Source organism: Halomonas saccharevitans (assembly GCF_900116405.1).
In the GTDB taxonomy this organism is placed as follows: domain Bacteria; phylum Pseudomonadota; class Gammaproteobacteria; order Pseudomonadales; family Halomonadaceae; genus Halomonas; species Halomonas saccharevitans.
Window position 1 is genome coordinate 1 of sequence record NZ_FPAQ01000038.1, and the last position, 18,382, is coordinate 18,382.

Consider the following 18,382-nt stretch of genomic DNA (forward strand, 5'->3'; position numbering starts at 1 on the left):
ATCCTTCACCGATCGCTTCACTCGGGCCGGTGAGCGAAAGCCCAGCGGGAACCATGCATTTGACCAAGAGTGCCAGGCCGATGGTATCGAACATCGTCTGATCAAGCCGGGAAGGCCGCAGACGAACGGCATGGTGGAGCGCTTCAATGGCCGCATCAGCGATGTGCTAGCGACAAGGCGCTATACCTCAGGAGAAGATCTGGAGCAGACGCTGAAACGCTATACGTGGCTATACAATCACCACATTCCCCAGAAGGCGCTGCACCATCAATCACCGATTGCGGTGATGAAGGAATGGCAGGCCAAGCGACCTGAGTTATTTACCAAGCGGGTGGTCAATCACACGGGACCCGACACCCCGGCGGGCATCTCATCGTTCACCTCGACTTGCCTCCCCGCCGGGCGCGCCCAGGGGTGATCATCCTCACCCGCGCCTTGGCTCGCCGCTGAGTCGGCGGCGGCGTCTCGTCGTCATGACCGTCCGGTTTCTGGAACTCCGGCGTCTGGGACGGCTGCACCATCACCCAGGCAAACACCGGCAGGGCGAGGCCCCAGTAGATGGCCGAGAGCCGCAGCCCCAGGGTGACCCCGAGCCCGGTGACGATGGAGATTCCCAGCGGAGCGGAAAGGGCCTCCAGGCCGACGAAGGCCACACCGCCGGCGATGGAGGCGGTGGCATAGATCTCGCTGCGCAGCACCATGGGCACCCGGCGCGCCAGCACGTCGCGCGTCATGCCGCCGGCCACGCCGGTCAGCATCCCCATCAGCACCGCCACCACGCCGGGCGCCTCGAGCATCAGGGCCTTGTGGGCGCCGATCACCGTGAACAGCGCCAGGCCGAAGGCATCGGCCACCGGCAGGAAGCCCCGCGAGAGGCGGTGGATATAGTGGAAGCCGAGAATCGAGAGCCCCACGGTGGCGAGGATCACCCAGAGGTAGGTCGGATCCGTCACCCAGAACACCGGCCGCACGCCCAGCACCAGATCACGCAGGGTGCCGCCGCCGATCCCGGTCACCGCCGCCAGCACCAGCATGCCGAACGGATCCATCCGCGAGCGGCAGGCCAGCACCACCCCCGAGAGGGCGAAGACGATCACCCCCGCCATGTCCAGCCAGTAGACCAGCCCCGTCACATCGTTTCTCCCTTGTGCGCTGGCCGGCAGCATAGCGCATCGCGGCGCGTTTTGGCCTCATCGCGGGCGGTATGGCGCCCGCGGACCGCTCGCTCACGGCAGGTCGCGCCCGAAGCGCGCCAGCTGCATCTCGCGCAGGCGACTGAGCACCCGCCGGAAGGGGAAGGCGAGATAGCCGTGGGGATAGAGCTCGTCCATCGCCACCTCGGCCTCCAGATAGAGCGGAATGCGCCGGTCATGGCACTCGTCGACCAGGGCGATGAAGCGGCGCACGCCGTCGTCATGGCGAGACAGTGCGGGGAAGTCCCGATCGCCGGCCGCGACCCTCGCCACGCCGTCCTCGGTGCCCCGGGCGATGGTGTTCGCCGGCTCGTGACGGCTCAGCCGCGGGACCTCGCTCAGCAGCACGTGATCGAAGCGATCGCCGAGGGCGATGAAGTCCAGGGCCGCCAGCGGCGCCTCGCACAGATCGCCATAGCGACACCAGAGCACCCGCTCGCTGCGCCGGATCACGGCAATTTCGCGATGCCCCAGCTCGATGGGGGCGTGGCTCACCGGCTGTTCCTGGCGCAGCCGGTCGAATACCCCATGCAGGGCGCTCGGCTTTCCGGGGCGCGAGACCCAGTAGCGGGGGTGGGCCTGGCCGGGGTGCAGGCGATGGTCCTGGCCGCCGTCAAGCTCGACCACCCGGGTGTGCCGCTCGATGGCGGCAATGGCGGGGAGGAAGCGCTCTCGGTTGAAGCCTTCGGCATAGAGCTGATCGGGGGCCTGGTTCGAGGTGCAGACCAGGGTGATCCCGTGCTCGAACATGGCGCCGAACAGCCCGCCGAGGATCATCGCGTCGGCGATATCGCTGACGAACAGCTCGTCGAGGCACAGCACCCGCACCTCGTCGGCCAGCTCCCGAGCCAGCGCCGTCAGCGGGTCGGCGGTGCCGGAGAGCCGGAACAGGCGGTGATGCACCCAGCGCATGAAGTGGTGGAAGTGCTGGCGCCGCGAGGGCACGCCGAGGTGATGCTGGAAGAGGTCCATCAGCCAGGTCTTGCCGCGTCCGACCGGCCCCCAGAGGTAGACCCCGGGCACGCCACCCGGCCCTTCGTGCAAGGCGTGGAAGCAGGCCTCGAGATGCTCGATCGCCCGGTCCTGGGCCGCGTCGTCGACGATGCCGCCACGCCCGAGCGCCTGCCGGTAGGCCGCCTGAGGCGACCTCGCCTCGCCGCCGATCGCGGCGTCACTGTTCCTGCCCTCGATGGTCCTGACGTCGATGGTCATCCCGTTCCCCTGCGGCTCCGCTTCCCTACGTGCAGGCGGATCCTACCGCAGAGGACCCGCCCCGTCCCGGGGCGGGCCCTCTGGGCGGCTTCCCTCTGCGAGCTCAGCCCCGCTGGAAGGGGTAGACGGCGCCGAGGGAAAGGAGCCGCGTCAGCTCATCCAGGGCGGTGAGGGTCTCGGCGGCGAGCTGCGGATCGGCCAGATCCTCCGGGGCCAGACGATCGCGGTAGTGGCGCTCGACCCAAGCGGTGAGATCGCCGTGCAGGCCGTCGTCCAGCAGCACCCTTCCTGAGAGCGCGGCCCGCTCGGCCGCCGAGAGCACCACCCGCAGACGCAGACAGGCGGGCCCGCCGCCGTTGCGCATGCTCTGCTTGACGTCCTTGACCACCACTTCCGCGATGGGATTGTGGCCGGCCAGCAGGTGATCCTGGATGGCGCGCCAGACACTCTCGCGCTCCTGGCACTCGCCGGGCACCACCAGCGTCATGGTGCCGTCGGGATTGGAGAGCAGCTGCGAGTTGAACAGATACGAGGCCACGGCGTCCTCGAGGCTGACCGCCTCCTCCGGCACCCGCACCGGGATCAAGGGCGTCGCCATCTTCGCGCGCAGCTCGTCCAGGGTGCCCTGCTCGTCGAGAAAGGCTCGCTCGTGATAGAGCAGCACCGGGCCGTTGCCCACCGCGATCACGTCGTTGTGGAAGACGCCGGCATCGATCGCCTCGGGATGCTGCTGGGCGAACACCACCTGGGACTCCGTGAGGCCGTGCTGTCGGGCGATCGCCTGGCTCGCCTCCAGGGTCTGGCGGGCCGGGTAGCGTCGCGGCGCCACGCCTTCCCCCGCGCCCCAGCCGAAGGCCGCCCGGCCGTAGACGAACAGATGCACGCCGGGCTCGCCGTACTCGGCGGCGAGCCGGGTGTGGTTGGCCGCCCCCTCGTCGGAGAAGGCCGGCGTCCCCGGCAGCGCCGGGTGATGGGCGAAGTGGCCCTGATCGCGAAAGATCGAGGCCAACACCCGACCGGTGGTGTCCGGCTCCAGGTAGCGGTGAAAGCTCGACTGCAGGTTGGCCGGCGTGAAGTGCACCCGACCATCCGGAGCGTCGGCCGAGGGCGTCACGGTGGCGGCGTTGGCGGTCCACATGCTCGAGGCCGAGCAGACCGCCCGCAAAAGCTGCGGCGCCTCGCCGGCCGCCCGGGCCAGCACCTGGGCATCGCTGCCGTGAAAGCCCAGGCGGCGCAGCGCGCCCAGGTCGGGCCGCTGCTGGGGCGGCAACACGCCCTGGGCGTAGCCGGCGTCCATCAGCGACTTCATCTTCCCGAGGCCCTGGAGGGCGGCCTCCTTCGGGTTGGCCACCAGGCCCTGGTGGGTCATGGAGGCCAGGTTGCCAAGCGCCAGGCCGGAGTAGTTGTGGGTCGGGCCGACCAGGCCATCGAAATTGACCTCGCGCGCGTCCACGATCGGCTGCTGCTCGATATCGTTCATTCCATCGCTCATAGCGTCACCCCCGGCGGCAGCGTCTCGGGCAGGGCCAGCGCCTCGCTCTCCATGGAGGCCACCGGATAGGCGCAGTAGTCGGCCGCGTAATAGGCGCTCGGGCGGTGGTTGCCGCTTTCGCCCACGCCGCCGAAGGGTGCGTCGCCGGAGGCGCCGGTGGTCTGGCGGTTCCAGTTGACGATGCCGGCGCGGATGCGCAGCAGGAAGTCGTCCCAGTCGCCGCGCTCGCCGCCGATCAGACCGGCCGAGAGGCCGTAGCGGGTGTCGTTGGCCAGACGCAGGGCATCGTCCCAGCTGCGGTAGCGGTAGACCTTGAGCAGCGGGCCGAAGTGCTCCTCGTCGGGTACCTCGAGGCCGGTGACGTCGATCAGCGCGGGGCTCAGCAGGCTGGTGTCGGCCTCGAGGCGCTCCATGCGCGAGAGCACCGTGCCGCCGCGCGCCTCCAGCTCATCCTGAGCCTTGAGCAGGCCGTCGGCCGACGCCACGTTCGCCAGGCCCGCATAGAAGGGCGCGGGCTCGCTGAACTGGCCGGCCACCCGCAGCCGCGAGATGGCGTCACTGAGGGCGTCCAGCAGGTGATCGCCCACCTGACCCTCGGGCACGATCAGCCGCCGGGCACAGGTGCAGCGCTGGCCGCCGGAGAGGAAGGCCGACTGCAGGATGGTCAGCACGGCGGCCTCCTGGTCGGGCACGTCCTTGACCACCAGCGGGTTGTTGCCGCCAAGCTCCAGGGCCAGGATCTTGTCGAACTGGTCGGCGAACTGGCGATGCAGGATGCCGCCCACCCGGGCGCTGCCGGTGAACAGCAGGCCGTCGATGCCCGGGTGCGCGGAGAGCGCCTGGCCCGTCGTGGCGGCACCCTGGACGAGGTTGATCACCCCGTCGGGCAGCCCCGCCTCCTGCCAGCACTGCAGGGTGAGGTCGGCGGTCAGCGGCGTCTGCTCGCTGGGCTTGAAGACCACGCTGTTGCCGGCCAGCAGCGCCGGCACCATGTGGCCGTTGGGCAGGTGCCCGGGGAAGTTGTAGGGGCCGAATACCGCCATCACGCCGTGGGGACGATGGCGCAGCACGGCGGTGGCGTCGCCCAGATCGCGGCTGCGCTCGCCGGTGCGCTCCTGGTAGGCGCGCAGGGAGATCGCTACCTTGCCGATCATCGCGCCGATCTCGGTACGTGCCTCCCAGAGGGGCTTGCCGGTCTCGTGGGCGATGGTCGCGGCCAGATCCTCGCGGTGGCGCTCGAGCACCTCGCGAAAGCTCTCCACCAGTGCCTGGCGCTCGGCGAAGGGGGTGCGCGCCCAGGCCGGGAAGGCAGCGCGGGCGGCCGTCACGGCAGCGTCCACCTGGGCCTCGTCGGCCGCCTGGCCCTCCCAGAGACGCCCGCCTCCCACCGGGTCGCGCTTGGTGAAGGTCTCGCCTCGTCCGGCCTGCCAGGTGCCGCCGATCAGCAGTTGTTGTGTTGCCTTCATCACGCCTCCTCCTCGGTATCCAGTATGCGCAGGGTGTCGCCGGAGGCGACCTCCAGCCGACGCGCCTCGCCCTCGTCGAGGGTCACCACGCCATGCTCGTCAGGCCCCCGGCCCAGCCAGGCGGCGCGGAAGCCGGCCATGCCGGTGGTGCCCGCCAGCCAGCGCGGGCGCGGCGTCGCCTCCAGCGTGCCGGCCTTCACTTCCACCCGGCAGCGCCGCGACAGCCGCACGCCGCGCACGTCGTCGATGTAGGCCTCGACGGTTGGGCCGCCGTCGAAGATGTCGATGTAGCCCTCCCAGCGCAGCCCCTGCTTCTTGAGCATGGCCAGCGCCGGGCGGGTGTGTTCGTGGACCTCGCCGATGCAGGCGCGCGCCGCCTCACTGAGAAACGGGGTGTAGATCGGGAACTTGGGCATCAGCTCGCCGATGAAGCTCTTCTGACCGAGCCCGGTGAGCTTGTCCGCCTCATCGAAGTCCAGCGGGAAGAAGTGGCTGCCCAGGCACTCCCAGAAGGGGCTGCGGCCGCGCTCGTCGAAGACGCCGCGCATCTCGGCCAGCACCTTCTCGGGGAAGCGGTCGCGGAACTCGGCCATGAACAGCCAGCGCATCATCGACAGCAGCGCGCCGTTGCGCTGATGGCGGGGATCGCCGCCGCGGTACTCGGGCCTCAGGAACAGCGAGGCCACCTCGGCGTCGCCGGTGTGGTCGGAGCTCAGGAAGAGGGTATCGATGGTGCGGTGCAGGTCGAGCTGCACCGAGGAGTGCGCCAGGGTGCCCAGGCGATAGTGGTAGAACGGCGTCTCGCGCCCCACCTGGCCCTCGATGGCGCAGCAGCCGGCCAGCCGGCCGGTCTCCTCGTCCTCCAGCACGAAGAAGTAGAGTCGCTGGTCGACCGGGGTACGCTCCTCGAAGGCGCTCACCGTCGAGGCGATCCGGGCGGCCAGGAACTCGCGGTTGTCGGGCAGCGAGGTGAAGCCCACGCCGGTCTCCCGAGCCAGGGCCTGGAGTTCGTCGATATCGGTCTCGACGATCGGTCTCATGCGCATTACAGCTCTCCCTCGTCGTAGCCCGGTTCGTCGGCGTCGGCGCCCGGCAGCGCCAGGGGGGCGGCCAGCACGGCGCGGCCCTCCTCCACGCCCAGCAGCTCGGCGTGCTCGGGCGAGAGCATCAGCTGCCCGGTGGGCGACAGCGCGTAGCGCGCCACCACGCAGCGGAAGTCCGCCAGCCGCTGGTTGGCGATCATGGCCGGCTCGGCATCGGGCAGGGCATGGGCCGGGCGGATGCGCACCGGGTGCCAGGCGGCGCGGCGGAAGCTCGCCAGGCGCTCGCGTTCGCCCTTGATCACCGGGCCGGCATCGAAGATGTCCACATGGCGGCTGCGCAAAAAGCCCTCGGCCAGCATCTCGTTCATCGCCGACTCGTGGTCGGGATGCTCGCGGCCGATGGCGGCGCGGGCCTGGGGCGTGAGCAGCGCCAGGTAGAGCGGGAACTGCGGCATCACCTCGGCGACGAAGCTCTTCGAACGCACCCCGGCGAAGTAGTTAATCTCCTGGTAGTCGCGCACGAAGAAGTGGCGGCCCACGCTGTTCCAGAACGGCGACTCGCCCTGCCCGTCCAGGTAGCCCGGGAAGGCCATGGCGAGCAGGTCGGCGAAGCGCTCGGGATACTGGCTGATGAACATCAGCCGCGCGCGGCGCAGCAGGCTCTCGGCGCTGGTGCCCTTGTAGCGGGGATCCAGCGACAGCGCGCAGAGCAGGGTCGCGTCGGAGACCTCGTGGGAGAGCGCCAGGGTCGGCACCTCACGACGCACGTCGAGCTGCTGGGAGGCGTGGATCAACGTCTCCTGGCGATAGGTGTAGTAGGCCTCGCGGGCGCCGGCCTGGGCGCGGATGGTGGCGGTGCCGGCCACCTCACCGCGCTCCAGGTCCTCGAGCACGAAGATGTAGTGTTCGTCACCGGGCGCGTCGATGTCGCCGGCGAAGGCGCGCTGGGAGCGCGCGATGCGCTCCTCGAGGCGGTCACGGTGGGCCGGCAGGTTGGTCAGGCGCGGCGTGGCGCTGCCGGCCAGCCGCTCCAGGGACGGCAGGTCCGCCGGGCGAACGGGACGAATGACCAGCATGGCAGGATCTCCGGTGGGGGATGAGTCGTCGCGCAGGGGGGAGCCGCGGCTCACTGCCCCGCCACCAGCCGCGCCACTGCCCGCTCGAGGCGTGCCATGCCCTCGCGGATGTCCGCCTCGGGGATCACCAGCGACGGCGCCATGCGCAGCACGTTGGGCCCGGCGATCAGCGCCATCAGGCCCTCCTCGATGGCCAGCGGCAGGATCTCCTTGGCGCGCCCCTCGTACTCCTCGGACATCTGGGCGCCCATCAGCATGCCCATGCCGCGGATCTCCTTGAACACGCCGTACTGGCGGTTGATCGCCTCGAGGTGCTCGCGGAACAGATCATGGCGGTGCTTGACGCCCTCGAGCACCTCGGGGGTGTCGATGTACTCCACGGCGGCCAGCGCCACGGCGGAGGCCAGGGCGTTGCCGCCATAGGTGGAGCCGTGGGTGCCGATGGCCATGGCCGGGGCGATGGCGTCGGTGGTCAGCATGGCGCCCACCGGGAAGCCGCCGCCCAGCGACTTGGCGCTGGTCAGCACGTCCGGGGTCACCCCGTATTCCATGTAGGCGTAGAGCGAGCCGCTGCGGCCGACGCCGGTCTGCACCTCGTCGAAGATCAGCAGCGCCTGGTGCTCGTCGCACAGCGCGCGCAGCCCCTCGAGGAATTCCTGGGTGGCCGGCACGATGCCGCCCTCGCCCTGCATCGGCTCGACCATCACCGCGCAGGTGTCGTCGCCCATCAGCTCCCGCACCGCCTCGAGGTCGTTGAACTCGGCGTGCAGGATACCGCCGGGGATCGGCCCGAAGCCCTGGGAGTACTTGGGCTGGCCGCCGACGCTGACGGTGAAGAAGGTCCGGCCGTGGAACGACTGGCGGAAGGAGATGATCTTGTCCTTGTGCTCGCCATGCTCGTTATAGGCCCAGCGGCGTGCCAGCTTGAGGGCCGCCTCATTGGCCTCGCCGCCGGAGGAGCACAGGAACACCTTGTCGGCGAAGGTGCGCTCTACGAGTGCCTGGGCGAGCTTCAGGGCCGGCTCGTTGGTGTAGACGTTGGCCAGGTGCCAGAGCTTGTTGGCCTGCTCGGTGAGGGCATCGACCAGCACCGGGTGGCAGTGACCGAGGGCGTTGACGGCGATGCCGCCGGCGAAGTCGATGTACTCCTTGCCTTCCTGGTCCCACAGGCGGCTCCCCTCGCCGCGCACCGGAATCGCCGTCTGGGGGGCGTAGTTGGGCACCATGTACTGGTCGAAATCGGCGCGGGTCGGGGTCTGGCTCATGTGGTTCTCCATTCTCGGAATGACGATATTTTCTATCACTCGAGTATAGGGAGAGCCGGGTCGGGAAGCTTTCAGCAATGGGACGGGGAGTTGTGTAAAAGGATGGGGTAGGCTGAAGATACCCATCCACCAGGAGTCCCTCATGCTCAACACCACGGCCTGGAACCGGGTCCGCTATGGACTCTACGCGCCGGTCTACGACCTGGTGGCCGAGCGCGCCTTCCGCGAGGCGCGCCGCCGGGCCGTGGCGCAGGTGGACTGGCGCCCCGACATGCGGGTGCTGCTGGTCGGGGCCGGCACCGGGCTCGACCTGCCCTGGCTGCCCCGCGACATCGAGCTGCATGCCGGCGACCTGTCGCCGGCCATGGTGCGGCGCCTGGCGCGCCGCGCCGAGGGGCTCGGTCGAGATGTCCAGGCCGAGGTGATGGACGCCGAGCGGCTCGACTATCCCGACGATCACTTCGATGTGGTGGTGATGCACCTGATCCTGGCGGTGATGCCCGACCCGGCGCGGGGACTGGCGGAGGCCCGCCGGGTCCTGAAGGGCGACGGCCAACTCTGCGTGATGGACAAGTTCCAGGCCGACGCGCGCCCGGCGAGCCTGCCCCGCCGCGGCCTCAACGCCCTCACCTCGGCCATCGCCACCGACATCACCCGCCAGGCCCGGCCGCTGCTTTGCGAGGCCGGCTTCGTCATCGAGCAGGACACCCCGGTGATGATGGGCACGCTGTTTCGCGCCCTGCTGGCCCGCCCCGCCTGATCAGGCCGAGCGGCCGGCCCCGTACGCCCGCCGCTGCGGCGGCGCCAGAGCGCAATGGGCGCGACCGATCGCCGCCACGGCGCCTGCCGGATTCAGGCCAGGCGTTCCTCCCGGGGCGTGATGCCGAAGTGGTTGCGGTAGGCGGTGGAGAAGTGGGCCGCCGAGGAGAAGCCGGTCAGCAGGGCGATCTCGCCGGCGGGATGGTCGCTCTCGCGCAGCAGGCGACGCGCCCGCTGCAGGCGCAGGTCCAGGTAGTAGCGGCTGGGCACGGCCTGCAGGTACTTCTTGAAGAGCCGCTCGAGCTGACGCCGCGAGATGCCCAGGTGCTCGGCCAGCTCATGGGTGGTCAGCGGCTCCTCGATGTTGGACTCCATCAGCGCCACCGCCTCGGCGAGGCTCTCGGGAGCATGGCCGAGCCGCGAGCGCAGCGGCATCTGCTGGGGCTCGTCGCCCATGCGGATGCGCTCCAGCACGAAGTGCTCGGAGATGCGCTCGGCGAGCCGGGGGCCGTGCTGGCTGCCGACCAGAGTCATCATCATGTCCATGGCCGCGGTGCCGCCGCCGCAGGTCAGGCGGTCGCGGTCGATCTCGAAGAGCTGGCGCGAGAGGCGCACCTGGGGGAAGTCGTCGGCCACGGCGTCGAAGCGCTGCCAGGGCAGCGCAGCCCGATAGCCGTCGAGTACGCCGGCCCGGGCCAGCACCTCGGTGCCGCCGCCGATACCGCCCAGCAGCACTCCGGCACCGGCGAGCCGACGCAGCCAGTCGACCAGCGCCTCGGGGACGCGACCGGCGAGCGGCCCGGGGGCGCACACCAGCAGCAGGTCCAGCGGCTCATCCACTTCGCCGATGCCGGCCTGGGGCATCAGCGCCTGCTGGGAGGCGCTCGCCACCGGGCCCGAGGCGGTCGCGAAGGTGGTGAGCCGATAGAGCGAGCGCCCCTCCAGCCGATTGGCCACGAACAACGGCTCAGTGGCGCAGGCCTCGGCCAGCAGGGAGAAACCGGGCAGCACCACCACGCCGACATGCCGTGAAATCGACATGCTCGGTGAGGCCATCGAAGACTCGGGCATGGGGCGCTCTCGTTGCGGGTGAAAGGTCACATTCTATCCAATGGCGACGCGCTCGACAGCCGTCCAGACGCGACGACGCCGGGCACGAGGCCCGGCGTCGCAGCGCAAGGAAGACGAACGGTCAGCCACCCAGGCCGAACACCAGCAGGCCGATCACCACGGCGGCCACCGCTCCGATCAACACGAGCAGCAGCCACGACATTCCGCCGGCGTCCTGCCTGGCCTCGGGCTGCTCCGCGTCCGGCTCGGGGTGCTCGAAGTCCTCGGGCTGGCTCACTTCCTTGAGATGCTGCAGTTCCTCTTCCGGCGTCTTGCTGTCGCGGGTATCCATGGCACGACTCCTTCACTAAAGAACCGATCCCGCGCCATGCCCACCTGCCGCAAACGCGGGTCCTACAGGTTCACGACATCGAAATCGGCCACCGGGTTCACCTCGGCGTCGTAATCGACATCGTCGCGCTCGAAGCCGAACAGCTTGAGGAAGTCGTGCTTGTAGCCGGCGTAGTCGGTGATCTCGAAGAGGTTCTCGGTGGTCACCTGGGGCCACAGATCCTTGCAGGCCTGCTGAACGTCGTCACGCAGTTCCCAGTCGTCCAGGCGTAGGCGGCCGGCCTCGTCGGTCTCGGCGCTGCCGCCATAAAGCCGCTCGCCGAACAGGCGGTTGAGCTGGTCGATGGTGCCCTCGTGCAGGCCCTTCTCCTTCATCACCCGGTAGACCATGGCGATGTAGAGCGGCATGACCGGGATGGCGGCGCTGGCCTGGGTGACCACCGACTTGAGCACCGCCACGTTGGCACCGCCGCCGGTGGCCGCGAGGCGCTGGCCGATCTCGCTGGCGGCGCGATCCAGGTCTTCCTTGGCTTTGCCCAGCGCCCCGTGCCAGTAGATCGGCCAGGTGATCTCGGTGCCGATGTAGCTGAAGGCCACGCTGCGCGCGCCCGGTGCCAGCACGCCGGCGCGATCCAGGGCATCGATCCACAGCTCCCAGTCTTCGCCGCCCATCACCGCCCTGGTGTCCTCGATCTCCTGCTCGGTGGCGGGCTCGACCTCGGCCTCGATGATGGCGTCCTTGTTGGTGTCGATGGCGGTGGCGCGGTAGGTCTCGCCGATCGGCTTGAGGCTGGAGCGCTTGAGCTCGCCCGAGTCGGGCAGCTTGCGCACCGGCGAGGCCAGCGAGTAGACCACCAGGTCCACCTGGCCCATGTCCTGCTGAATCAGCTCGATGGCCTTCTCACGCGCTTCATGGGAGAAGGCGTCGCCGTTGATCGACTTGCTGTAGAGCCCTTCCTGCTTGGCGAACTTGTCGAAGGCCGCACTGTTGTACCAGCCGGCGGTGCCGGGCTTCTTCTCGGTGCCCGGCTTCTCGAAGAACACGCCCAGGGTGTCGGCACCGTAGCCGAAGGCCGCGGTGACGCGCGCCGCCAGGCCGTAGCCGCTGGAGGCACCGATCACCAGCACCTTCTTCGGGCGCGGCTCTCCGTCACCCAGGGCCTCGTCCAGCCCCCGTGCGCGGGTCGCCTCGATCTGCTCGAGCACGTTCTGCTCACAGCCGACGGGATGAGTGGTGGTGCAGATGAAACCGCGAACCTTGGGCTTGATGATCACGACAGACCTCGTTTTTGCTGACGGACTCGACGGCCTGACACGGCCGCCGGACTCGAATGAGTGACACGAACGCATGGGCCGTGCCGGAGTGGGCCACATTCTAGCGGCAAGGGCGCCGGCTGTCCGCCCTTGAGGCTACTGCCCGGCTGGTGCAGGATTGCCGGCGACGCCCGAGCGGCAAACCTGGCAGGAGAGAGTGGATGGATGCGCAGACCCTGGTCGATGAGCGCGGCGAGCTGTGGCTCGCGCTGGCCCCGCTGTGGCTGGAGCGTGAGCCCCGCGAGACCGACTACGCGCACATGGTCGCCGAGATCGAGCGCCACGAGCTGAGCCTGCGCGACCTGGAGTGGATCTTCCGCCTGGAGCTCGCCCCGGTGATGGCCCGCCACCAGCTGTCGGTGGCCGGCGAGTGGCGCTCCTTCGACGACTATCAGCTGATGCAGCAGCTGGTGTCCCACAACCTGCGGCTCAAGGGCTGGCGGCGCAAGAGCTGGGCGCTGTTCTCGGGGCTGACCACCATGATGACGCGCCATCGCTGGAACGAGCTGATCGGGCGGCTGATGGTCGAGCGCGGCGAGACGCCCTGACCCTGGCGCGAGGAGCCTGCGGCCCGAATGAGAGTGATGATAAGCCGGCGCGAGCGCCAGTGGATCAGGACTCGTCGAGGGCCTTCTCGAGCGCCTCGAGAAGCTCCGCCTCGCCGTCGCGCGGGGAGAAGCGCCGGATCACCCGGCCATCGCGACCGACCAGAAACTTGGTGAAGTTCCACTTGATCATGCCGGTGCCCAGCATGCCCGGCGCCTGGCGCTTGAGTTCGACGAACAGCGGATGGGCGCCGCTGCCGTTGACCCGTACCTTCTCCATCAGCGGGAAAGAGGCCCCGAACTCATGCTCGGCGAAGCGGCTGAAATCCAGCGCCGATTCGGGCGACTGGCGAGCGAACTGGTTGCAGGGGAAGGCCAGCACGGTAAAACCGCGGTCACGGTAGCGCACATAGAGGTGCTCGAGGTCGCGCAGCTGCGGGGTGAAGCCGCACTGGCTGGCCACGTTGACGATCAGCAGCACCTGGCCCCGCAGGGCGCGGAGGTTGAAGGGCTGGCCGCTCTGGGTGCGGCATTCGTGGTCATGAATGGTCATGGATCAAGCTCGCTCTCAATATTCCTACGATGCCACGCCGATTCCTGACGCGCCAGTCCCGCCCCTCTCGGCCGCCGGTGCCGCGCGCTTCAGCCTTGCCGCGCCCAGTTCATCGAGCCGCGCGGGACGGTTCATGGCCGGGCCTTGCGCTTGGGCTTGGGCTTGGGCTTGGGCTTGGGTGCCAGCTCGCCGGCGGCCCGCAGCGCCTCGACCGCCTGGCGGGTATCCGGGGTGATGCCCTCCAGGGCCAGGGCCTCGTCGGGCGACAGCCAGAAGGCATCGGCCACCTCTTCGGCCTGCAGGGTCAGCGGCCCATCGTGGTCGACCAGGAAGACGCTGCCGAAGATATGGTTGCCGCGCTCGGCATGCACGAACTCCAGGGCGTGGCGCAGCGGCACGCCGCGGATACCGAGCTCCTCGGAAAGCTCGCGGCGCGCCGCCACGTGGACCGCCTCGCCGGCCCCCACTACCCCGCCGGCGGCCAGGTCCAGGCCGCCCGGGAAGACCTCCTTGGTCAGGGTGCGACGCTGCACGCAGAGCTCACCGCGGGCGTTGCGCACTACGATATAGGTGGCCCGGTGCCAGAAACGAAAGCGCCGCATGGCGGCCCGCGGCGCGCTGCCGCAGGGGCGGTTGCGGGTATCCACCAGCTGGATCTGCTCATCGGCGATGAGCGGCTCGGGCGGCGCACCGGCCTCGGAGGATGGGACGGTCATGGGGGACTCCAGTGAAATTGCCTTCAGCCTAACCAGTCGCGACGGAAGCGTCACGCCACGCGTTGACCGCCCACGGAGCGCCGACCATGCTCAGTGAAGGCCCACACGCGGAGCTCGACCATGTCCGACGCCGCCGCCCGCACCCGCCTCGCCACCCACGCGGTGACCAACCAGCCCGCCCCGCCGAGCGCGCGCGACCTGCTCGCCGAGGACGCCCCGCTGTGCGAGGCGCTGGCCCGCGAGGCGCCGGACTGGGTGGCCAGACGCCTCGCGCCACTGGGCCGCGAGGCCGGTAGCGCCGAGGTCCAGGCGCTGGGCGAGGCCGCCAACCGCTACCCGCCGGAGCTGCGCCTGTTCGACCGCCACGGCCGGCGGCTCGACGAGGTGAGCTACCACCCGGCCTACCACGCGCTGATGCATCTCGCCATCGACCACGGCTGGCACGCCGTGGCCTGGCAGGAGGAGGGCCGCGGCGGCCATCAGGCGCATGTCGCCGCCCTCTACCTGCTGACCCAGGCCGAACCCGGATTCTGCTGCCCGATCACCATGACCCACGCCGCCCTGCCGGCACTGCGCCAGTCGCCCGCCGTCGAGGCTCGCTGGGCGCCGGGCCTGCTGGCCTGGGACTACGATCCCCGCGCGCTGCCGGCCACCGAGAAGAGCGGCCTGACCGTCGGCATGGCGATGACCGAGAAACAGGGCGGCAGCGACGTGCGAACTAACACCACACGAGCCGATGCCCTCGTCACTTCCACGCGAGCCGACCCCCTCGCCGCCACGCGAGCCGCCCCCCTCGCCAGCATCACACGAGCCGAAGCCCTTATCAGCACGCGCGCCGAAACGGGCATGGACGGCTGGCGCCTGACCGGCCACAAGTGGTTCTGCAGCGCCCCGATGTCCGATGCCTTCCTGACCCTCGCCCAGACCGACGCGGGCCTCTCGTGCTTTCTCGTGCCGCGCTTCACGCCGGACGGCGAGCGCAACGCCATCGAGCTGCAGCGCCTCAAGGAGAAGTGCGGCAACCGCGCCAACGCCTCGGCGGAGATCGAGTACCGCGGCGCCTGGGCCGAAGCGATCGGCGAGCCCGGGCGCGGCATCGCCACCATCCTCGAGATGGTCCAGCAGACCCGGCTCGATGCCGCCACCGCCCCGGTGGGCATGATGCGCCAGGCGCTGGTGGAGGCCTGGCGGCACGTGCGCGAGCGCCACGCCTTCGGCCGCGCCCTGTCCGAGCAGCCGCTGATGCGTGTGCTGCTGGCCGACATGGCCATAGAAGTGGAGGCCGGCCTGGCCCTCTCGCTGCGCGCCGCCCGGGCCTTCGGTGGCGCGGCCCGCGGCGAGGCGTCGGAGGCCGCCCTGGCCCGGCTGCTGCCGACCCTGGCCAAGTACTGGCACAACAAGCGCACCCCCGGCTTCATGGCCGAGGCCATGGAGTGCCTCGGCGGCATCGGCTACGTGGAGGAGACGCCGCTCGCCCGGCTCTATCGCGAGGCGCCGGTGAACTCGATCTGGGAGGGCTCGGGCAACGTGATCTGCCTCGACCTGCTGCGGGTGATGGCCCGCCACCCGGCGTCGCTTGCGGCCGTGCGCGAGGAGGTGAGCGCGGCGCGGGGCCAACAGGCCGATCTCGACTGCGCCTGGACGAAGCTGGAGGCGGAGCTTGGCGCGGCGCCGAACACGCTCGAGCCGCGTGCCCGCTGGCTGGCCCAGCGCCTCGCGCAGTGTCTGCAAGGGGCGCTGCTGCTGCGCCACGGCCCGCTGGCGGTGGCCGAGACCTTCTGCCGCACGCGGCTGGGCGGCGAGGCCGGCCCGGCCTACGGCGTGCTGCCGGGCAATGCTCCGCTGGCGGCGCTGCTGGCGCGGATCGGCGACTGAGCATCGGCCAGCGCCAGGATATCCGCGGCGGGCATCGGCCGCCCCAGGCCGAAGCCCTGCACGTGGGTGCAGCCGAAACGCTCCAGGGTCGGCAGGCAGGCGAGATCCTCGATCCCCTCGGCCACCACCCGGATGCCCAGCCGGCGCCCGAGCAGCGCCACCGCCTCGACGATGGCGGCATCCTGGGGATCCTCGAGCAGGCGACTGACGAAGCTGCGATCGACCTTGAGCTCGCTGATCGGCAGCAGCTGCAGCCGCGCCAGCGACGAGAAGCCCACCCCGAAGTCATCCACCGAGACCTCCAGGCCGCTCAGGTGCAGCCGGGCCGCGACCTCGCTGCCGAGCAGCTCGTCCTCCATGGCGGCGGTCTCGGTGATCTCCAGCACCACCGGCGTCTCGCCGAAGGCGCGTCGCCCCTCGCTGACCAGCGACAGCAGCTCCGGGCACATCAGGTCGTCGGCGGTGACGTTGACCGACAGCGACAGGGCAAGCCCGGCCCGGCGCCAGCGGTGGGCGTCCTCGAGGGCCAGCTGCAGCACACGGCGAGTCAGGTGGCGATTCTGATCGGGGGTCAGCAGGGGCAAAAAGCGGCCCGGCATCAGCAATCCCGCCTCGGGGTGGGCCCAGCGCACCAGCGCCTCGACGCCGCTCAGGCGACCACTGGAGAGCTCGAACTGGGGCTGATAGTGGAGCGTGATCTCCTGGCGGGCGAAGGCCCGGTCAAGCTCCTCGAGGCGACACGGATGGAGGGCATCGGGCTCGTCGTCCGGGGCCTCGCCTTCGAGGCGCTGGCGCAGCTCGGCGAGGCGCATCGGCTTATCCAGCGAGGGCAGCATCGCAAGCCCTAGGGCCTGGCCCAGCCGCTCGGCGATGCGCACGATCTTTCGCTCGACCCCGCTGAGCAGCAGAAGCCGGCCGCGATAACCGCATTCGGCGAGCCGGCGCAGTATGGAAAAGCCATCGTGATCGCCGAACTCGAGGGCCATGATGACCAGATGCGGGCGCCGCGCCACGACCTCGCCGATCAGATGCTGGCCCTGGCGACAGTAGCGGGATTCCATTCCCAATGTACGCAGCTGCAAGGAGAGCGTGGCGGCGGCATCGGGATCCTCCTCTAGCACCAAGGCCAGCCGCGAGACCTGCATTGTCAGATCGTTCATCCAGGGTGATTCCGGCCTATAGACTTGCTTCCACCCTATCAGCAAAACGCCTGACTCACTGGCGCGAGAAGCATCAAGCCAATCAACGCTGGAATTCCATCGAAAGGGTGAGCCAAAAGCCTCACTCAACGGGATCAACCAAGCGAATCAGTCGACAGCATCGATAGGGAGAGGGACCGTCGAGGGGTTCAGGCGAGGGCGTCGGCCGAGGGCGTCAGCCGAGCGGCCCCACCACCACCCTCAGCGCCAGCGCCAGCAGCAGCACCCCGGTGAGGCGATTGAGCCAGTGGGCTCGCGCCTGCAGCCACGGCAGCACCCGCGAGTGCGACAGGCCCACCGCCACCAGCACGTACCAGCCGGCGTCGATGACCATCGCCGTACCGACCACCAGCGCCTTGGCCTCGAGACTCATCTCCGGGGTGACGAACTGGCTGAGCAGCGCAATGAAGAAGAGGATCAGCTTGGGGTTGGCCAGGGCCACCAGCATGCCCTCGCGGGCGGCCTGAGAACGGCTGGTGGCGCTTCCCGTAGCGTTCAGGGCACCGCCCCGGCCGGCCATCAGGGCCCTGACACCGAGCCACGCCAGATAGGCAGCCCCCGCCCAGGTGATCACCTGGAAGAGCATCGGCAGGCGCACGATCACCGCGCCCAGCCCCCACACCGTCAGCAGGGCATAGAAGCCCACCCCCAGGGCATGGGCGAGCGCCGCCGAGACACCCGGCATGCGCCCGCCTCCCAGGGTGTGGCGCAGCACCATGGCCAGGCTCGGGCCGGGCGACATCGCCCCCATGGCGCAGACCGCGGCCAGCGAGAGCCAGAGAGAAAACGGCATACCACTATCTCCGTTATCGGAAGGGGGACGGCCTCAGCGGTGGAACTGGCCTTCCCGCTCGGGCTGCCAGAGGATGGCATCGATGCGCAGCCGCGACTCGCGACCGCCCGGCAGGGGCCAGACGATCGTATCGCCGATGCGCAGGCCCAACAGGGCCGCCCCTACCGGCGCCATCACCGAGATGCCGTCCTCGGTGGTGCTCAGCGCATGGGGATAGACCAGGGTGCGGATGATCTGGCGATCGCGGTCCAGATCGCTGAACTGTACCTGGCTGCACATGCTGACCACGTCCTCGGGCACATCCTCCGGGTCGACGACCTCGCCGCGCGCCAGCTCCTCCTCGAGGGCCTCGGCCACCGCCAGGGTGTCGTCGTCGGCATCGTCGATGAGCCGCTGCAGCCGCTCGGCATCGAGCCGGTTGATGATAAGGGGGGGACGCGTCGTCATAGGGCCTCCTGGACAACATTAACGCTGATTGCA

Annotated in this window: 19 protein-coding genes; 4 read left to right on the top strand and 15 right to left on the bottom strand. The window is 69.8% G+C overall.

Going from position 1 to position 18,382, the window contains the following annotated elements; translation table 11 throughout:
- Positions 1-418: integrase core domain-containing protein (locus tag BM388_RS14510; protein ID WP_139233951.1), on the top strand; the 418-nt coding region annotated here is incomplete at its 5' end.
- Here BM388_RS14510 and BM388_RS14515 read toward each other — a convergent pair.
- From BM388_RS14515 to BM388_RS14545, 7 genes are all read right to left on the bottom strand, one after another.
- Entirely contained in the window at positions 378-1,133 is a 756-nt protein-coding gene (locus BM388_RS14515; protein ID WP_089851422.1) for a trimeric intracellular cation channel family protein, read from the bottom strand. The two genes, BM388_RS14510 and BM388_RS14515, sit on opposite strands and share 41 nt — an antisense overlap.
- A gap of 93 nt (positions 1,134-1,226) precedes the next feature.
- A complete protein-coding gene (gene zapE, locus BM388_RS14520; protein ID WP_089851424.1) occupies positions 1,227-2,405 on the bottom strand; it encodes a cell division protein ZapE in 1,179 nt (392 codons plus the stop codon).
- A gap of 103 nt (positions 2,406-2,508) precedes the next feature.
- The gene (astB, locus tag BM388_RS14525) at positions 2,509-3,885 is read right to left on the bottom strand and encodes an N-succinylarginine dihydrolase (RefSeq protein WP_089851426.1); all 1,377 of its coding nucleotides are present in this window, start codon (positions 3,883-3,885) and stop codon (positions 2,509-2,511) included.
- Between the two features lie 8 nt (positions 3,886-3,893).
- Positions 3,894-5,363, bottom strand: a complete 1,470-nt coding sequence (astD, locus tag BM388_RS14530) for a succinylglutamate-semialdehyde dehydrogenase (RefSeq protein WP_089851428.1) — start codon at positions 5,361-5,363, stop codon at positions 3,894-3,896.
- On the bottom strand, positions 5,363-6,409 hold the full coding sequence (astA, locus tag BM388_RS14535) for an arginine N-succinyltransferase (RefSeq protein ID WP_089851430.1): 1,047 nt from the start codon (positions 6,407-6,409) through the stop codon (positions 5,363-5,365). Before astA ends, astD begins: the two co-directional genes overlap by 1 nt.
- The gene (locus BM388_RS14540) at positions 6,409-7,482 is read right to left on the bottom strand and encodes an arginine N-succinyltransferase (protein ID WP_089851432.1); all 1,074 of its coding nucleotides are present in this window, start codon (positions 7,480-7,482) and stop codon (positions 6,409-6,411) included. Before BM388_RS14540 ends, astA begins: the two co-directional genes overlap by 1 nt.
- Positions 7,483-7,532: 50 nt before the next feature.
- Positions 7,533-8,747 carry an aspartate aminotransferase family protein gene (locus BM388_RS14545; protein ID WP_089851434.1) on the bottom strand — a complete coding sequence of 405 codons (1,215 nt, stop codon included), beginning with the start codon at positions 8,745-8,747 and terminating at the stop codon, positions 7,533-7,535.
- A gap of 142 nt (positions 8,748-8,889) precedes the next feature.
- Here BM388_RS14545 and BM388_RS14550 point away from each other — a divergent pair, with 142 nt between their 5' ends.
- Positions 8,890-9,507, top strand: a complete 618-nt coding sequence (locus BM388_RS14550) for a class I SAM-dependent methyltransferase (protein WP_089851436.1) — start codon at positions 8,890-8,892, stop codon at positions 9,505-9,507.
- A 92-nt stretch (positions 9,508-9,599) separates the two neighbouring features.
- Here BM388_RS14550 and BM388_RS14555 read toward each other — a convergent pair whose 3' ends face one another.
- The 3 genes from BM388_RS14555 to fabV all read right to left on the bottom strand — a co-directional run bounded on the left by BM388_RS14555 (position 9,600) and on the right by fabV (position 12,182).
- A complete protein-coding gene (locus tag BM388_RS14555; RefSeq protein WP_175535113.1) occupies positions 9,600-10,577 on the bottom strand; it encodes a GlxA family transcriptional regulator in 978 nt (325 codons plus the stop codon).
- A 121-nt stretch (positions 10,578-10,698) separates the two neighbouring features.
- The gene (locus BM388_RS14560) at positions 10,699-10,908 is read right to left on the bottom strand and encodes a hypothetical protein (protein WP_089851440.1); all 210 of its coding nucleotides are present in this window, start codon (positions 10,906-10,908) and stop codon (positions 10,699-10,701) included.
- 62 nt (positions 10,909-10,970) lie between these two features.
- Positions 10,971-12,182 (bottom strand): enoyl-ACP reductase FabV, encoded by a 1,212-nt coding sequence (gene fabV / locus BM388_RS14565; protein WP_089851442.1) that lies wholly within the window; start codon positions 12,180-12,182, stop codon positions 10,971-10,973.
- A gap of 200 nt (positions 12,183-12,382) precedes the next feature.
- Here fabV and BM388_RS14570 point away from each other — a divergent pair, with 200 nt between their 5' ends.
- Entirely contained in the window at positions 12,383-12,769 is a 387-nt protein-coding gene (locus tag BM388_RS14570) for a DUF7079 family protein (protein WP_089851444.1), read from the top strand.
- Between the two features lie 64 nt (positions 12,770-12,833).
- Here the strand turns inward: BM388_RS14570 and BM388_RS14575 are convergent, their stop codons facing one another.
- Positions 12,834-13,319, bottom strand: a complete 486-nt coding sequence (locus tag BM388_RS14575) for a glutathione peroxidase (RefSeq protein WP_089851446.1) — start codon at positions 13,317-13,319, stop codon at positions 12,834-12,836.
- A 131-nt stretch (positions 13,320-13,450) separates the two neighbouring features.
- Entirely contained in the window at positions 13,451-14,035 is a 585-nt protein-coding gene (locus BM388_RS14580; RefSeq protein ID WP_089851448.1) for an NUDIX hydrolase, read from the bottom strand.
- A gap of 120 nt (positions 14,036-14,155) precedes the next feature.
- Between BM388_RS14580 and BM388_RS14585 the strand changes: the two genes are divergently transcribed.
- Complete coding sequence (locus BM388_RS14585) at positions 14,156-15,910, top strand: acyl-CoA dehydrogenase family protein (protein ID WP_089851450.1); 1,755 nt, start codon at positions 14,156-14,158, stop codon at positions 15,908-15,910.
- Here BM388_RS14585 and BM388_RS14590 read toward each other — a convergent pair.
- The 3 genes from BM388_RS14590 to rnk form a co-directional block, all read right to left on the bottom strand.
- Positions 15,850-17,070: an EAL domain-containing response regulator gene (locus tag BM388_RS14590; RefSeq protein ID WP_089851452.1), complete on the bottom strand. Its 1,221-nt coding sequence runs from the start codon at positions 17,068-17,070 to the stop codon at positions 15,850-15,852. The genes BM388_RS14585 and BM388_RS14590 overlap by 61 nt on opposite strands.
- A gap of 214 nt (positions 17,071-17,284) precedes the next feature.
- Entirely contained in the window at positions 17,285-17,902 is a 618-nt protein-coding gene (locus BM388_RS14595; RefSeq protein ID WP_089851453.1) for a LysE family translocator, read from the bottom strand.
- A 33-nt stretch (positions 17,903-17,935) separates the two neighbouring features.
- A complete protein-coding gene (gene rnk, locus BM388_RS14600) occupies positions 17,936-18,349 on the bottom strand; it encodes a nucleoside diphosphate kinase regulator (protein WP_089851455.1) in 414 nt (137 codons plus the stop codon).
- Positions 18,350-18,382 lie beyond the last annotated feature (33 nt).

Coding starts and splice junctions, on each gene's coding strand:
- zapE (WP_089851424.1), bottom strand. CDS start 2,405: ATGACCATCGACGTCAGGACCATCGAGGGCAGGAACAGTGACGCCGCG.
- astB (WP_089851426.1), bottom strand. CDS start 3,885: ATGAACGATATCGAGCAGCAGCCGATCGTGGACGCGCGCGAGGTCAAT.
- astD (WP_089851428.1), bottom strand. CDS start 5,363: ATGAAGGCAACACAACAACTGCTGATCGGCGGCACCTGGCAGGCCGGA.
- astA (WP_089851430.1), bottom strand. CDS start 6,409: ATGCGCATGAGACCGATCGTCGAGACCGATATCGACGAACTCCAGGCC.
- BM388_RS14540 (WP_089851432.1), bottom strand. CDS start 7,482: ATGCTGGTCATTCGTCCCGTTCGCCCGGCGGACCTGCCGTCCCTGGAG.
- BM388_RS14545 (WP_089851434.1), bottom strand. CDS start 8,747: ATGAGCCAGACCCCGACCCGCGCCGATTTCGACCAGTACATGGTGCCC.
- BM388_RS14550 (WP_089851436.1), top strand. CDS start 8,890: ATGCTCAACACCACGGCCTGGAACCGGGTCCGCTATGGACTCTACGCG.
- BM388_RS14555 (WP_175535113.1), bottom strand. CDS start 10,577: ATGCCCGAGTCTTCGATGGCCTCACCGAGCATGTCGATTTCACGGCAT.
- BM388_RS14560 (WP_089851440.1), bottom strand. CDS start 10,908: ATGGATACCCGCGACAGCAAGACGCCGGAAGAGGAACTGCAGCATCTC.
- BM388_RS14570 (WP_089851444.1), top strand. CDS start 12,383: ATGGATGCGCAGACCCTGGTCGATGAGCGCGGCGAGCTGTGGCTCGCG.
- BM388_RS14575 (WP_089851446.1), bottom strand. CDS start 13,319: ATGACCATTCATGACCACGAATGCCGCACCCAGAGCGGCCAGCCCTTC.
- BM388_RS14580 (WP_089851448.1), bottom strand. CDS start 14,035: ATGACCGTCCCATCCTCCGAGGCCGGTGCGCCGCCCGAGCCGCTCATC.
- BM388_RS14585 (WP_089851450.1), top strand. CDS start 14,156: ATGTCCGACGCCGCCGCCCGCACCCGCCTCGCCACCCACGCGGTGACC.
- BM388_RS14590 (WP_089851452.1), bottom strand. CDS start 17,070: ATGAACGATCTGACAATGCAGGTCTCGCGGCTGGCCTTGGTGCTAGAG.
- BM388_RS14595 (WP_089851453.1), bottom strand. CDS start 17,902: ATGCCGTTTTCTCTCTGGCTCTCGCTGGCCGCGGTCTGCGCCATGGGG.
- rnk (WP_089851455.1), bottom strand. CDS start 18,349: ATGACGACGCGTCCCCCCCTTATCATCAACCGGCTCGATGCCGAGCGG.